The organism is Streptomyces sp. NBC_01171 (assembly GCF_045039805.1).
Lineage (GTDB): Bacteria > Actinomycetota > Actinomycetes > Streptomycetales > Streptomycetaceae > Streptomyces.
In genome coordinates this window covers 2,780,669-2,795,841 of record NZ_CP108609.1, presented here as the reverse complement: position 1 = coordinate 2,795,841, position 15,173 = coordinate 2,780,669, and the positions used below count along the sequence as shown (strand labels likewise).

11 protein-coding genes and 1 riboswitch are annotated in these 15,173 nt (G+C 71.7%); of the genes, 8 read left to right on the top strand and 3 right to left on the bottom strand.

Features of this window, described 5'->3' with window-relative positions; genetic code table 11:
• From OG448_RS12755 to recQ, 3 genes are all read left to right on the top strand, one after another.
• Positions 1-1,572, top strand: coding sequence for an NADH-quinone oxidoreductase subunit M (locus OG448_RS12755; RefSeq protein ID WP_405553611.1), 1,572 nt, complete (start codon positions 1-3; stop codon positions 1,570-1,572).
• Positions 1,569-3,218 (top strand): NADH-quinone oxidoreductase subunit NuoN, encoded by a 1,650-nt coding sequence (nuoN, locus tag OG448_RS12750; RefSeq protein ID WP_391295441.1) that lies wholly within the window; start codon positions 1,569-1,571, stop codon positions 3,216-3,218. Before OG448_RS12755 ends, nuoN begins: the two co-directional genes overlap by 4 nt.
• Before the next feature lie 178 nt (positions 3,219-3,396).
• Positions 3,397-5,385 (top strand): DNA helicase RecQ, encoded by a 1,989-nt coding sequence (recQ, locus tag OG448_RS12745; protein ID WP_405553609.1) that lies wholly within the window; start codon positions 3,397-3,399, stop codon positions 5,383-5,385.
• A gap of 9 nt (positions 5,386-5,394) precedes the next feature.
• On the opposite strand, the gene OG448_RS12740 is transcribed toward recQ, so the two are convergent.
• On the bottom strand, positions 5,395-6,333 hold the full coding sequence (locus tag OG448_RS12740; protein ID WP_405553607.1) for a M56 family metallopeptidase: 939 nt from the start codon (positions 6,331-6,333) through the stop codon (positions 5,395-5,397).
• Between the two features lie 173 nt (positions 6,334-6,506).
• Positions 6,507-7,730 carry a fumarylacetoacetase gene (gene fahA, locus OG448_RS12735; RefSeq protein ID WP_405558785.1) on the bottom strand — a complete coding sequence of 408 codons (1,224 nt, stop codon included), beginning with the start codon at positions 7,728-7,730 and terminating at the stop codon, positions 6,507-6,509.
• Between the two features lie 290 nt (positions 7,731-8,020).
• Here fahA and OG448_RS12730 point away from each other — a divergent pair, with 290 nt between their 5' ends.
• The 3 genes from OG448_RS12730 (at position 8,021) to OG448_RS12720 (ending at position 11,386) form a co-directional block, all read left to right on the top strand.
• Positions 8,021-9,247: an ATP-grasp domain-containing protein gene (locus OG448_RS12730; RefSeq protein WP_405553605.1), complete on the top strand. Its 1,227-nt coding sequence runs from the start codon at positions 8,021-8,023 to the stop codon at positions 9,245-9,247.
• Between the two features lie 43 nt (positions 9,248-9,290).
• Complete coding sequence (locus tag OG448_RS12725) at positions 9,291-10,493, top strand: FAD-dependent oxidoreductase (RefSeq protein WP_405553603.1); 1,203 nt, start codon at positions 9,291-9,293, stop codon at positions 10,491-10,493.
• A 65-nt stretch (positions 10,494-10,558) separates the two neighbouring features.
• Positions 10,559-11,386 carry an HAD family hydrolase gene (locus tag OG448_RS12720; RefSeq protein WP_405553602.1) on the top strand — a complete coding sequence of 276 codons (828 nt, stop codon included), beginning with the start codon at positions 10,559-10,561 and terminating at the stop codon, positions 11,384-11,386.
• 69 nt (positions 11,387-11,455) lie between these two features.
• Here the strand turns inward: OG448_RS12720 and OG448_RS12715 are convergent, their stop codons facing one another.
• Positions 11,456-11,938, bottom strand: a complete 483-nt coding sequence (locus tag OG448_RS12715) for a transglycosylase SLT domain-containing protein (RefSeq protein WP_405553600.1) — start codon at positions 11,936-11,938, stop codon at positions 11,456-11,458.
• A 4-nt stretch (positions 11,939-11,942) separates the two neighbouring features.
• A riboswitch (cyclic di-AMP (ydaO/yuaA leader) is annotated at positions 11,943-12,176 on the bottom strand.
• Between the two features lie 548 nt (positions 12,177-12,724).
• Here OG448_RS12715 and OG448_RS12710 point away from each other — a divergent pair.
• Both OG448_RS12710 and OG448_RS12705 read left to right on the top strand, forming a co-directional pair.
• Positions 12,725-13,735, top strand: coding sequence for a polyprenyl synthetase family protein (locus tag OG448_RS12710; protein ID WP_391295424.1), 1,011 nt, complete (start codon positions 12,725-12,727; stop codon positions 13,733-13,735).
• A gap of 221 nt (positions 13,736-13,956) precedes the next feature.
• On the top strand, positions 13,957-15,156 hold the full coding sequence (locus OG448_RS12705; protein ID WP_405553598.1) for a LolA family protein: 1,200 nt from the start codon (positions 13,957-13,959) through the stop codon (positions 15,154-15,156).
• Positions 15,157-15,173 lie beyond the last annotated feature (17 nt).

Below are 15,173 nucleotides of genomic sequence, written 5' to 3'. Positions count from 1 at the left end.
ATGTCCTTTCCTCTGCTGACAGCGACAGCCGCGCTCCCGGCGCTCGGCGCGGTGGCCACGGCCGCCGTGCCGGCCCGGCAGCGCACCGCCGCCAAGTGGCTGGCCCTGCTGGTCTCCCTGGCCACGCTCGCGCTGGCGATCGTCGTCCTGGTCCGCTTCGACCCGGACGGCGCCCGCTACCAGCTCACCGAGTCCCACTCCTGGATCAGGGACTTCGGGGTGCGCTACGAACTGGGCGTGGACGGCATCGCCGTGGCCCTGATCGGGCTGACCGCGCTGCTGATGCCGTTCATCGTGCTGGCGGGCTGGCACGACGCCGACCCGCTGGAGACGGGCAGCAAGCGGTGGCGGCCCACTCAGGGCTTCTTCGCGCTGATCCTGGCCGTCGAGGCAATGGTGATCATCTCCTTCGAGGCGACCGACGTCTTCGTCTTCTACATCTTCTTCGAAGCCATGCTGATCCCGATGTACTTCCTCATCGGCGGCTTCGGGGACCGCGCCCACAGCCAGGGCGAGGAGGCCGCGTCCACCCAGCGGTCGTACGCGGCCGTGAAGTTCCTCCTCTACAACCTGGCCGGCGGTCTGATCATGCTGGCCGCGGTGATCGGGCTGTACGTGGTCGCCGGGAGCTTCAGCCTCCAGGAGATCGTCCAGGCGCGTGCCGACGGTTCGCTGACCATGGCGACCAGCACCGAACGCTGGCTGTTCCTCGGCTTCTTCTTCGCCTTCGCGGTGAAGGCGCCGCTGTGGCCGCTGCACACCTGGCTGCCCAACGCCATGCAGGAGTCCACCGCGCCGGTCGCGGTGCTCATCACGGCGGTGGTCGACAAGGTCGGCACCTTCGCCATGCTCCGCTTCTGCCTCCAGCTCTTCCCGGAGGCGTCGAAGTGGGCGACGCCGGTGATCCTCGTCCTGGCGCTGATCAGCATCGTCTACGGGGCGCTGCTCGCGGTCGGCCAGCGGGACATCAAGCGGCTGGTGGCGTACGCGTCGATCTCGCACTTCGGCTTCATCGTGATGGGCATCTTCGCCATGACGACCCAGGGCCAGTCCGGCGCGACCCTCTACATGGTCAACCACGGCATCTCGACGGCCGCGCTGATGCTGGTCGCCGGCTTCCTGATCTCCCGGCGCGGCTCCCGGCTCATCGCGGACTACGGCGGTGTGCAGAAGGTCGCCCCGGTGCTCGCCGGCACCTTCCTGATCGGCGGCCTGGCGACCCTGTCGCTGCCCGGACTCGCGCCGTTCGTCAGCGAGTTCCTGGTGCTGGTCGGCACGTTCAGCCGGTACCCGGTGATCGGGATCATCGCCACCGTCGGCATCGTGCTGGCCGCGCTGTACACGCTGGTGCTGTACCAGCGCACGATGACCGGGCCGGTGAAGCCGGAGGTCTCGGCGATGCCGGACCTGAAGGTGCGTGAGGTGCTGGTGGTCGCGCCGCTGATCGTGCTGCTGGTCCTCCTGGGTGTCTATCCCAAGCCCCTGACGGACATCGTCAACCCGGCGGTCAAGCAGACCATGTCCGACGTACATCAGAAGGACCCCAAGCCTGCGGTGGAGGCGGCCAAGTGAGCGCAGCAGCCGTCCACAGCCTGTGGACAACGGCGGCCGATCCGATCTCGAAGATCGACGCGCCGAAGATCGAATACGGACAATTGTCGCCGACGCTGATCGTCTTCGGCGCCGCCCTCATCGGGGTGCTCGTCGAGGCGTTCGTACCGCGCCGCTCCCGCTACTACGCCCAGGTGTTCGTCTCCGCCGTCGCGCTGTGCGCGGGCTTCGCCGCGGTCGTCGCGCTCGCGGCGGGCGGGTACGGCACCACCAAGGCGCACATCGCGGCCATGGGCGCGGTCGCGGTGGACGGACCGGCGCTGTTCCTCGAGGGCACGATCCTGCTGGCCGCACTGGTCGGCCTGTTCACCTTCGCCGAGCGGCGGCTCGACCCGGCGGCGCACGGCAACCGGGTCGACTCCTTCGCGGCGCAGGCCGCCTCCGTACCGGGCGGTGAGGGCGAACAGGCTGCGGTGAAGGCCGGGTTCACCACCACCGAGGTCTTCCCGCTGCTGCTCTTCGCGGTCGCGGGCATGCTGGTCTTCCCCGCGGCGAACGACCTGCTGACGCTGTTCGTCGCCCTGGAGGTGCTCTCCCTCCCGTTGTACCTGCTGTGCGCGCTGGCCCGCCGCAAGCGGCTGATGTCGCAGGAGGCCGCGGTCAAGTACTTCCTGCTGGGCGCGTTCGCCTCGGCGTTCACCCTGTTCGGCATCGCCCTGCTGTACGGCTACGCGGGCTCGGTGTCCTACGCGCGCATCGCGCAGGTCGTGGACGGCACGGTCAGCGGGGTCGACCCGGCGCTCGCGGACACCATGGGCAACGACGCGCTGCTGCTGATCGGCATGGCGCTGCTGGTGATGGGCCTGCTGTTCAAGGTGGGCGCGGTGCCGTTCCACATGTGGACCCCGGACGTGTACCAGGGCGCGCCGACCCCGGTGACCGGCTTCATGGCGGCCGCGACCAAGGTGGCCGCGTTCGGCGCGCTGCTGCGGCTGCTGTACGTGGTGCTGCCGGGGCTGCGCTGGGACTGGCGGCCGGTGATGTGGGGCGTGGCGATCGTCACCATGCTGGCCGGTGCGATCGTCGCCATCACCCAGACCGACATCAAGCGGCTGCTGGCGTACTCGTCCATCGCGCACGCGGGCTTCATCCTCGCCGGTGTGATCGCCACGACGGAGGACGGCGTCTCGGCGGTCCTCTTCTACCTCGCCGGGTACTCCTTCGTGACGATCGGCGCCTTCGCCGTGGTCACCCTGGTCCGCGACGCGGGCGGCGAGGCGACCCACCTCTCCCAGTGGGCCGGCCTCGGCCGCCGCTCACCCCTGGTCGCCGCGGTCTTCGCCGTCTTCCTGCTCGCCTTCGCCGGCATCCCGCTGACCAGCGGCTTCGCGGGCAAGTTCGCGGTCTTCCGGGCCGCGGCGGAAGGTGGCGCGGCTCCCCTGGTCGTGGTCGGCGTCATCTCCTCGGCCATCGCCGCCTTCTTCTACATCCGCGTCATCGTCCTCATGTTCTTCAGCGACCCCCAGCCCAACGGCCCCACGGTCGCCGTCCCGTCCCCCCTGACCATGACCGCCATCGCGGTGGGCGTGGCGGTAACGGTGGTCCTGGGCGTGGCTCCCCAGTACTTCCTGGACCTGGCGGGGCAGGCGGGGGTGTTCGTCCGCTGATTCGACCCCGGCTGCCCGGCACTCCTCTGGGGGTGCCGGGCAGTGCTGTGCAGGAGGTCCGGTCTGTCTGGGTTGTGGATAACTCGGGGGGCTGTCCGTGTGGGCGCCTATGGTGGAGGCGGTGGTCGAGGGACGGCGCACGGGGTATGGCGATGAGCGGGACAGGTGGATCAGCGAGATGACGACGGTGACCGAGGGGCCGGGCGCGGACCAGAGTGAGGCGCTTGCCACGCTGCATCGGGTGTTCGGGTATGACGCCTTCCGGGGTGAACAGGAAGCGATCATCGAGCATGTGGTGGCCGGCGGGGACGCGCTGGTGCTCATGCCGACCGGTGGTGGCAAGTCGCTGTGCTACCAGATCCCGGCGCTGGTCAGGCCCGGTACGGGCGTGGTGGTCTCGCCGCTGATCGCGCTGATGCAGGACCAGGTGGACGCGCTGCGCGCGCTCGGTGTGCGGGCGGGGTTCATCAACTCCACGCAGGACTTCGACGAGCGCCGCACGGTGGAGGCCGAGTTCCTCGCCGGCGAGCTGGACCTGCTCTACCTGGCCCCGGAGCGGCTGCGCGTGGACGCCACGCTCGACCTGCTCTCCCGCGGCAAGATCTCCGTCTTCGCCATCGACGAGGCGCACTGCGTCTCCCAGTGGGGCCACGACTTCCGCCCCGACTACCTGAACCTCTCGCTGCTCGGCGAGCGCTGGCCGGACGTGCCCCGGATCGCCCTGACCGCCACGGCCACCCGCGCCACCCACCAGGAGATCACCCAGCGGCTGAACCTCCCCGAGGCCCGCCACTTCGTCGCGAGCTTCGACCGCCCCAACATCCAGTACCGCATCGTCCCCAAGGCCGATCCCAAGAAGCAGCTCCTCGCCTTCCTCCGCGAGGAGCACGCGGGCGACGCCGGCATCGTCTACTGCCTCTCCCGCAACTCCGTCGAGCGCACCGCCGAGTTCCTCACCGCCAACGGCATCGCGGCCGTCCCGTACCACGCGGGTCTGGACGCGGCCACGCGTGCCCGCCACCAGTCCCGGTTCCTGCGCGAGGACGGCCTGGTGGTCGTCGCGACCATCGCCTTCGGCATGGGCATCGACAAGCCCGACGTCCGCTTCGTCGCCCACCTCGACCTGCCGAAGTCCCTCGAGGGCTACTACCAGGAGACCGGCCGCGCGGGCCGCGACGGACTGCCCTCCACGGCCTGGATGGCGTACGGCCTCAACGACGTCGTGCAGCAGCGCAAGCTGATCCAGTCCGGCGAGGGCGACGAGGCGTTCCGCCGCCGCGCCGCCTCCCACCTGGACGCGATGCTCGCCCTGTGCGAGACCGTCCGGTGCCGCCGGGGCCAGCTCCTCGCCTACTTCGGCCAGGACCCCACCGAGGCGGGCTGCGGCAACTGCGACACCTGCCTCACCGCCCCGGAGACCTGGGACGGCACGGTGGCCGCGCAGAAGGTGCTCTCCACCGTGGTCCGGCTCCAGCGCGAGCGCGGCCAGAAGTTCGGCACCGTGCAGATCGTGGACATCCTGCTCGGCAAGCGCACCGCCAAGGTCATCCAGTTCGACCACGACCAGCTCTCCGTCTTCGGCATCGGAGACGACCTCGCCGAGGGCGAATGGCGGGGCGTGGTACGGCAGTTGCTCGCCCAAGGGCTGCTGGCCGTCGAGGGGGAGTACGGCACACTGGTGCTCACCGAGGCCAGCGGCGAGGTGTTGCGCCGGGAGCGCGAGGTGCCGCTGCGCAAGGAGCCCAAGCGCCCGACCACCGCCCGAGCCGCCGGCCGGGGCGAACGCAAGGGCAAGACCGCCGCGGCCGAACTGCCCGCCGAGCTGGTCCCGGTCTTCGAGGCGCTGCGCGCCTGGCGCGCGGAGCAGGCGAAGGAGCAGGGCGTCCCGGCGTACGTCATCTTCCACGACGCCACGCTCCGCGAGATCGCCACCAGCCACCCCCGCTCGGTGGCCGAGCTGGGCACGCTCAACGGGGTCGGCGAGAAGAAGCTCGCCACGTACGGGGAGGGGGTGCTCGCGGTGCTGGAGGCCCAGTCCGCCCCGGCCGGCGCACCGGAAGCGGCACCGAAGGCCCCGGCCGCCACTCCTGCCCCCGTCTCGGCCCCCGCCGCCGATTCCCCCGACCTGCACTGGCCCGAGGGCGAGGAGGAGCCCGACTGGTCCTGACCGGCAGGCTTACGCCAGTGCCGTCAGCCCCGGCGCGAACGTGATCAGCAGCGGCAGCAACGGCACCAGCGCCGCCAGAGCCGTGGTCAGCGCCCGGTGTCCGCGCGGCAGCCGGGGCGGCGGCTCCAGCAGCCGGTCGACCCGCTCCCCGAGCAGGCGCCGGCTGGAGGCACAGGACAGCACGCCCCGGTGCTGGTTCAGCTCGATCAGGGCCAGCGCGGTGGTGACGTGCCCGCAGCGCCGGGAGGCGGTGTCGTCGGCGGCCAGCTCCACCAGCCGGTGCGTCTGGTCGCAGAAATGGGCGAAGAGCGGGATGCGCGGAAAGCCCGTGGCGAGCGCGCTGGACAGATGCAGCAGCCAGTCGTGGTGGGCGCGGGCGTGCCCGCGCTCATGGGTGAGGACCGCATCGACCTGATGCCCGGTGAGCCGGTGCAGCGCGCCTGTGGTCACCACCAGTTGGGCCGGGTGACCGGGCATCCACCAGGCGTCCGGGTACTCGTCCTCGAGCACCAGCAGCGGACCGCGCGCCGGGGGCAGGCCGCCGGGCAGGTCCGGCGCCCGCTCCCGCAGTTGCGCGCGGGCCACCCCGCGCCGCCGCCGTGCCTCGGTCCACTCGCGGCCCAGCATCGCCGTGGTCCAGGCCGCGCCGGCGGCCAGCAGCAGGGTGAGGGCGGCAGCCCAGGCGGGCGCGGCCGACAGATCGTAGGCGGCGGTGACGGCGGGCGGGGCCGGGGCGAAGACATGGTCGCGGACGGTGTGGAAGACGGCCGCCGCGCCGAGGACCAGCGCGGTCAGGCAGCACAGCAGCACCGTGGCGACCAGGCACTGCCACACCCACAGCGCCACCACCGGCTCCCGCTCCGGCCAGTCGGCACGGGTCAGCGCCCTGGGCGCCGGTACGGCGGCCGTCAGGGCGAGGACGGTCAGCAGGAGCAGGCAGACGATCATGCCGGGGCTCCGGTTCCTGTCGGACGTGCCTGGTCGGAAGGGGGGTACGGTCCGCTGGGCAGCGGGTGCGTGCCGCCCGGTTCGTATGCCGTCAGTATGACGGCCCGGGCCCGCCGAAGACAGACATACGGCACACCCGCACCCCGCCGTCCGCACCCGTCGCCCGGCCGGCTTCAGCCGCTGACGATCCGCCCCTCCACCTCCCCGAGCCCGATCCGCCCCCCGTCCTTCCCCGGCGCCCAGGCCGTGAAGGTCACCACGTCCCCGTCCTCCAGGAACGCTCGCTTGCCGTCGGGGAGTTCGAGTGGATCACGCCCGTTCCAGGTCAGCTCCAGCAGCGACCCCCGCTGCCCCTCCCCGGGCCCGCTGACCGTGCCGGAGGCGTAAAGATCGCCGGTGCGCAGCGAGGCCCCGTTCACCGTGAGGTGGGCGAGCTGCTGGGCGGCGGTCCAGTACATGGTGGAGAAGGGCGGCTCGGCCACCACCTGGCCGTTGATCGCGACCGAGATCCGCAGGTCGTAACCGCCGGGCTCGACACCGGGCGCGGAGTCGTCGAGGTAGGGCAGCAGCGGGTGGGTGCGCTCGGGCGGGGCCACCCGCGCGTCCTCCAGCGCGGCCAGCGGGGTGATCCACGCGGAGACCGAGGTGGCGAAGGACTTGCCCAGGAAGGGCCCGAGGGGAACGTACTCCCACGCCTGGATGTCCCGCGCCGACCAGTCGTTGAGCAGGCACAGCCCGAAGACGTGGTCCCGGAACCCGGTCAGCGGGACCGGGGTGCCCTGCGCGGAGGGCACGCCCACCACGAAGCCGACCTCCGCCTCGATGTCCAGCCGGATCGAGGGCCCGAAGACCGGGGCCGGGTCGGCTGGGGCCTTGCGCTGGCCGGAGGGGCGGACCACATCGGTTCCGGAGACCACGACCGTGCCCGCGCGGCCGTGGTAACCGATGGGCAGGTGCTTCCAGTTGGGGGTGAGCGGGTCGGGGGAGTCGGGGCGGAAGATCTGCCCGACGTTCCGGGCGTGGTGCTCGGAGGCGTAGAAGTCGACGTAGTCGGCCACCTCGAACGGCAGGTGCAGCGTGACCTGCGACAGCTCGTGGAAATGAGGCTCGACGGCCGCCCGGTGCGCGGGCAGCGTGACCCAGTCGGTGAGCGCCGCGCGCACCTCGGACCAGACGGCGGGCCCGGCGGCCAGCAGCGGATTGAGGTTCGGCGCCGTGAGCAGGTCCGCGTGCGGGAAGTCCAGCGCGCCGGCGGCGGCTCCCGCGTCCAGGACATGATCGCCGAGGCGTACGCCGACCCGGCGATCGGCGCCGGTGCTGCCGGAAGGCGAGAACACGCCGTAGGGAAGGTTGTGCGGACCGAAGGGGTCGCCCTCGGGAACGTCGAACGGTGGCACGGGGGGCATGGGGTGCTGCCTCACTCTCATCCGCGTCGGCCTGGGTTGATGATCCATAGCGTCGGGCCACACGTTACGGCCGTGAGCGGTGTGTTGGGCAGGGTGCGGCGGTCGATGGGGGTCGTGTCTAAAGAGTTCGCAATGTCCGAATAGCACTTGTCGGAGGGAAGTGTTCCGGCTTAGCGTCCTTCGGGGGACACGGACGGGGTGGGTCCGGTCCAAAGGGGGGACACGTGGGGGGACCCGTGGCCGGCAGACGCTTTGGCGCGCCCATCGAGGCGGACTGCGAAGTGCCCGGCCTGATAGTCAAGTTCGGCGGATATCCGCTGCACCACGGCGGTGTCGGCGCGATCCGCAGCCTGGGCCGGCTGGGCGTGCCGATGTACGCCATCACCGAGGACCCGTACACCCCGGCCGCCGCCTCCCGGTATCTCACGCGGGCGTTCGTCTGGCCGACGACCGGCGCGGAGGACCCGGAGCACCTGGTCGAGGGGCTGCGCAGGATCGGCCGCCGCATCGGCCGCCCGGCGGTCCTGATCCCGACCGACGAGGAAGCGGCCGTCCTCATCGCCGAGCACCAGGACGAGCTGTCCGGCGCCTTCCTCTTCCCGCCCGTCGACCCGGCCCTGCCGAGGCGGCTGGCCAGCAAGCAGGGGCTGCACGAGCTGTGCGAGGAGCACGGCGTCGCCAGCCCCACGACCGTCTTCCCGACCTCGTACGACCAGGTCGTGGCCTTCGCCGACCAGGCGCTGTTCCCGGTGGTGGCCAAGAACCGGGAGGCGTTCGTCCGGCGCAGCCGCCCCGCCGTGGGCGGCACCACCCGGATCGGCAGCCGCGCCGGTCTGCTGGCCCTGGCCCGCGACTGGGGCGACGACCCCGGCGTGATCCTCCAGGAGTACCTGCCGAGGGAGGCGGCCGAGGACTGGATCGTGCACGCCTGCTTCGACGCGGACGCGAACCCGCTCGCCGTCTTCACCGGCGTCAAGGTCCGCTCCTGGCCCCCGCACGCCGGCATGACGGCCCACGCGTACGTCGTCGACAACCCCGAACTCGCCGACCTGGCGACCCGGTTCGTCAAACAGCTCGGCTTCGCCGGGGTGGTCGACCTCGACCTGCGCTTCGACCGCCGCGACGGCCAGTACAAGCTGCTGGACTTCAACCCCCGCATGGGCGCACAGTTCCGGCTCTTCGAGAGCGAGTCGGGCGTGGACGTCGTACGGGCCCTGCACCTGAACCTCACCGGCCGGGCCGTCCCCGAGGGCGAGCAGCAGGCCGGGCGGCGGTTCGTCGTGGAGAACATCGACCTGCCCGCCCTGCTCGCCTACCGGCGCAGCGGCTACACCACGCCCTCCGCCCCCGCGCGGGCCGAGGGCACGGAGCTGGCCTGGCTGGCGGGCGACGACCCGATGCCGTTCCTCACGATGCTCGCGCGCTTCGGCCGCCCCGGCGCGAAGCACCTCTACCAGCTCTGGCGGACCAGCCGCCGGGGCGGCGGCACCTCGCACTCCACGAAGTAGGCAAGGCCACGCACGTGGCGCACCGCGTCCTGGGAGGGACTTCGTGATCCGACCGGTTGCAGTCATCGGGGCCGGGCCTTACGGCCTGTCCACCGCCGCCCATCTGCGGGCGCGCGGCATCCCCGTACGGGTCTTCGGCGACCCCATGGTGAGCTGGCGCGAGCACATGCCGGAGGGGATGCTGCTGAAATCCACTCCGGCCGCCTCGAGCCTCGACTGCCCGCAGCCCGGCCACACGCTCGCCGACTACTGCGACGCGGCGGGCGTGCGGCGCCTGGTCACCGACGAGGACATCATCCCGGCGGAGACCTTCATCGCCTACGGGGAGTGGTTCCAGCAGCGGCTGGTGCCGGACCTGGAGCAGGTCCGGGTGGTGTCGGTCGAGCGGGGGCGGCCCGGCGGGTTCGAGCTGAAGCTGGACTCGGGGGAGCAGTTCGCCGCCCGCGCGGTGGTCGTCGCCACCGGTCTCTCCGGCTTCGCCCACCTGCCCCCCGAGCTGGCCGGAGCGGCCCTCGGCGGGCCCGCGCTGGTCACGCACAGCTCCCTCCACCACGACCTCGGCCGGTTCGCGGGCAAGGAGCTGCTGGTCGTCGGCGCCGGCCAGTCCGCGCTGGAGACCGCCGCCCTCGCCGCCGAGGCGGGCGCGCACGTACGGGTCGTCTCGCGCGGCCGGGGAAAGGTCGCCTTCGGCGCGCCGCCCTGGAAGCAGCCGAGGTTCCGGCCCGAATCGCCGTTCGGCCGTGCCTGGTCGCTGTGGGCGCTCAGCTACTACGCCCAGCCCTACCGCTTCCTGCCCGAGGGCGCCCGGCACCATCTGGTCCGGCGGGTGCTCGGCCCGCTCGGCGCCTGGTGGCTGCGCGACCGCTTCGAGGGGCGGGTGCAGGTGAAGGAGGTGGCGCGGGTGGTGTCCGCCGAGGCGGTGGACGGCGCGCCGGTGCTCACCGTGCGCACCCACGGCGGCCGTACCGACCGGCTCACCGCCGACCACGTCATCGCGGCCACCGGCTACCGGGTCGACCTGGCCGCGCTGGACTTCCTCGGCCCCGGCCTGCGCACGGACCTGGCGGTCACCCGGGGCGCGCCGCGCCTCGGTCCCGGCTACGTCTCCTCCCTGCCCGGTCTCTACTTCACCGGCCTGCCCGCGGCCGCGTCGTACGGCCCGGTGATGCGCTTCGTGTGCGGCACCGAATTCGCCTCCCCGAGGCTGGCGAAACACCTGGCCGCGGCCCACGGCGCGCGGAGCTGAGCGACGCGCCAACTCCGGTGCGCGGGGGGTGAGTCGGGAGGACCGGTGATCCGTATTCTCTGATCATGGCCGCACCCTCCCCTCCTTCTCGTCCCGCCCGTCCCTCGCTCATCGCCACCGACCTGGACGGGACGCTGCTGCGCGGCGACGACACGGTCTCCGCGAGGTCGCTCGCCGCGCTCGCGGGGGCGGCACGTGCCGGGGCCCGGCACCTCGTGGTGACGGGCCGCCCCGCGCCCCGCGTACGCCCCCTGCTGGCCGCGCTCGGCGGCACGGGGCTCGCGGTGTGCGCGCAGGGCGCCCAGGTGTACGACGCCGCCACCGGCACCCTGCTGTGGTCGGTCCGGCTGGACCGGGAGCTGGCCGAGACCGCGCTCGGCAAGATCGAGGCCGAGGTCGGCCAGGTGTACGCGGCCGCCGACCAGGACGGCGTGGACGGGCTCACCCTGATCGAGTCCGGCTACCGGATGCCGCACCCGACCCTGCCCGCCGTACGGGTGGAGCGGCGCGAGCAGCTCTGGCGGGCGCCGATCAGCAAGGTGCTGCTGCGCCACGACCGGCTGTCCGACGACGAACTGGCGGCCACCGCCCGCTCGGTCGTCGGCTCGCTGGCCACGGTCACCATGTCGGGGCCCGGCACGGTCGAGCTGCAGCCGTGCGGGATCACCAAGGCGACCGGTCTCGCGCTGGCCGCCGAGCACCTGGGCCTCGGCCGCGCGGACACCGTGGCCTTCGGTGACATGCCGAACGACATCCCGATGTTCCAGTGGGCCGCCCACGGCGTCGCCATGGCCGGCGCCCACCCGGAACTGAAGGCGGTCGCCGACGAGGTGACCCTCTCCAACGAGGACGACGGGGTGGCCGTCGTCCTGGAGCGCCTGTTCGCCCCCTGACGCCGACGGCCCCCGCCGTACGCGCGAGGCGTGCGACGGGGGCGCGGTGCACAGGGACCGTGCGGGGGCTTAGTACGGGCCGTTGACGTTGTCGATCGAGCCGTAGCGGTGGTACGCGTAGTTGCAGGCGGCGGTGATGTTGGCGACCGGGTTGTACGGGTCGAAGGACGTGCCGGCGACGTGGTACGTCCGGAAGGTCGGGTCGATCACCTGGAGCAGGCCCTTGGACGGGGTGCCGTTGATGGCGTTGATGTCCCAGTTGTTGATGGCCAGCGGGTTGCCCGAGGACTCGCGCATCACGTTGCGGTGGATGCCGTTGTAGGTGCCCGGGATGCCCTTCTCGGCCATGATCGCCAGGGACTGGCGGATCCAGCCGTCCAGGTTGTTCGGGTACACGGTGGAGGCGGCGGCGGGCTTGGCGGCCGGGGCGGCGGAGGCGCTGGTGGCGCCGATGAGGGGGAGCGCGAACATCGCGGCACCGGTACCGGCGACGGTGAGCGTGCGGACGATGCGCTTGGTGCGGGCACGGCGCGGCTGAGCAGCAGCAGACATGTCGGTGTTTCCTCTCCGTCGCCTGCGAGGTGAGCTGTCGGGTTCGGGCGGGGAGGTGCCCGGCCGCGTCGTCCCCGGTGCCCGTCGGACACCGGGGACGAGTTGGCTTCACCCCGAGCCGTCCCGGCGCGACATCTGTCGTCCGGTCCGGCGGCTTACCTGGGTCCCCCGCTCCTGCCGTACGAATGAGTTCGTGAGTGGGTGTGCCAGGCGCGGCAGGATTCGGCGTTCGCCTGACAGGGCGGGAACGTATGCGACCGCACATGTCCGGAACAAGTAGTGGATTCACCCAAAGCGCTAGTTGACCTTGGTCTGTCCCAAATGGCCTACTTGATCCTTTGCGTCCGCCAATCCTCAACTTCCTTACCGGGCACGGTAAGAAGGGGGTGAGAGGGGGACTTGTGGGGGTACACGCGACAGGGCGGTCCGCGTGAGCCAACTCACGGAATCGCAAAATACGCAAAATCAGACATGGGGGATTATGTGGATTTGCGCCGTCTGTGGGTATTAGGGAGTGTCGGTCCCCCGCGGGCGGAACCTCGCGGCCCCTCCCGTTCGTTGGCCCGGTGTGACCCCCGGAGTGTCGGATCGTCCGACCGACTCCCCCTATACCGACCGTTGTCCACCCATCCGGTACATGCCGGACGAAATCTGATACCTCACGAGCTGGACCGGTGGGTGCGATCGGTGATCGAAAGAGGACCGGATACGCTGACTTGACTGATGGCAGCGACCTATCGACAAGCCGTGAAGTCGCCAGCAGACACCAGCAGACAGGAGAACCTCGTGACCGTCGTCGGGCCGTTCGGGCTGAGCGTGCGGGACCAGGCACTGGAAGCCGATGTCCAGGCCGGACTGGCGGCTGTCGAGGCGGGCCTGCTAGAGGCCACCAAGAGCGAGGTCCCCTTCATCACCGGGTCCGCCCAGCATCTGGTGCGGGCCGGCGGCAAGCGGTTCCGTCCGCTGCTCGTGCTGCTGTCCGCCCAGTTCGGCGACCGGCACGCCCCGCGCATCGTCCCCTCGGCCGTCGTCGTCGAGCTGACCCACCTGGCCACGCTCTACCACGACGACGTCATGGACGAGGCGGCCGTGCGGCGTGGCGTGGACAGCGCCAACACCCGCTGGGGCAACTCCGTCGCGGTGCTCACCGGCGACTTCCTCTTCGCCCGCGCCACGCAGATACTCGCCGATCTCGGCCCCGAGGCCGTCCGGGTGCAGGCCCTCGCCTTCGAGCGCCTCGTCACCGGCCAGATAATGGAGACCGCGGGTCCCCAGGACGGCCGCGACCCGGTCGAGCACTACCTCGACGTGCTCTCCGGCAAGACGGGCTCGCTGGTCGCCGTGTCCTGCCGGTTCGGCGCCATGATGTCCGGTGCCGAGGAGAGCGTGGTCGACGTGCTCACCCAGTACGGCGAGCGGCTCGGCGTCGCCTTCCAGCTCGCCGACGACGTGCTGGACATCGCCTCCGACTCCGACGAGTCCGGCAAGACCCCCGGCACCGACCTGCGCGAGGGCGTGCCCACGCTGCCCGTGCTGCGGCTGCGCGAGCGCGCCGCCCGGCTCGGCGAGCCCGCCGACCTCGCGCTGTGCGAGCTGCTGGACTCCGACCTCAGCGACGACGCCCGGCTCGCCGAGGCGCTCACCGCGCTGCGCGCCCACCCCGCGCTGGACCAGGCCCGCCGCGACGCGGTGCGGTACGCGGAGGAGGCCCGCGCGGCCCTCGCCCCGCTGAAGGACTGCACCGCGAAGACGGCGCTGATCGAGCTGTGCGACGCCGTGGTCCACCGGGCCGGCTAGGACGCCCCTGCCCGACCCCTACGGGTCGGTGCGGGTGCCCGGTCCGTACGTCATACCGCAGGTGTACGCCGAGTTGGCTCCGTGGGCTGACGCTTCAGGACTGCGGAATTGGTCTGATGGGAACCAGGGAAACCACCACTCCTCACCGATCCGGGTGAGAATGGCGGCTCAGGTGGACCCCATAGAGCGCAGCCGCCGCCGACGACGGAGGTAAGGCAGACATGGCACCGTACGAATCCGACCACGCGACCGGCACCGGCCCCGACGAGGACCCGAGTACCGGACGCCGCAAGGCCGCCCGGTACGTCGTGCCCGTCGCGGTGGTGGGTGTCGCGGCCGCCACCATCGGGCTGGTCCCGGCGCTCGCCGCCTCCGGCGACCCGGACCTGCCGAAGATCACCGCGCAGCAGCTCGTCGAGAAGATCGCCAAGTCCGACGTCCAGCGGATGTCCGGCACCGTCAAGGTCAGCACCGACCTCGGCCTGCCCGACCTCGGCAGCCTCCAGAGCGGCATGGGCTCCGCCCACGACGGCGACGGCTCCTCCGCCGACCCGCGGACCAAGCTCACGGAGCTGGCCTCCGGCACCCACACCCTGCGCGTGGCCGCCGACGGCCCGGAGAAGCAGAAGGTCTCGCTCCTGGAGCGCGACGCCGAGTACAGCCTCATCCACAACGACAAGAACGTGTGGGGCTACGACAGCGCGAGCAACGAGGTCTTCCACACCACCGCCCAGCACACCGGCGAACCGCGCGAGCACCGGCCCAGCGCCACGCCCGACGACTTCGCCGAGGAGGCACTGAAGTCGGTCGACTCCACCACCTCGGTCACCGTCGACGGCACCGCCCGGATCGCCGGCCGTGACGCCTACCAGCTCGTGATCAAGCCCAAGCAGTCCGGCTCCACGGTCCGTGACGTCACCATCGGCGTCGACGCCAAGACCGGCCTGCCGCTGAAGTTCACCCTCACCCCGAAGAGCGGCGGCGCCCCCGTCCTCGACGCGGGCTTCACCAAGGTCTCCTTCGCCGCTCCGCCCGCCTCCACCTTCGACTTCCGCCCGCCCAAGGGCGCGAAGGTGACCGAGGAGAAGCCGGGCAAGGACGGCCGGCGGGAGCACGCCCCCGACTTCGGCGAGCAGTTCGCACCGGGCGGCCTGAGCGGCGCCGACACCATCGGCGAGGGCTGGACCACCATCGCCAAGTTCGACACCGGCGCAAAGGGGGACAAGACCTCCGGCTCCGAGCAGGGCGGCGCGATGGGCGGCTTCCTCGGCTCGCTGGGCGACCAGGTCTCCGGCGACTTCGGCAAGGGCACCGTCTTCTCCACCCGCCTGGTCAACGCCCTGATCACCGACGACGGCAAGGTCTACGCGGGCGCGGTCACCAAGGACGCCCTGGTCAAGGCGGCCGACGCGGACAAGTGACCGCCCGCCGGAACCGC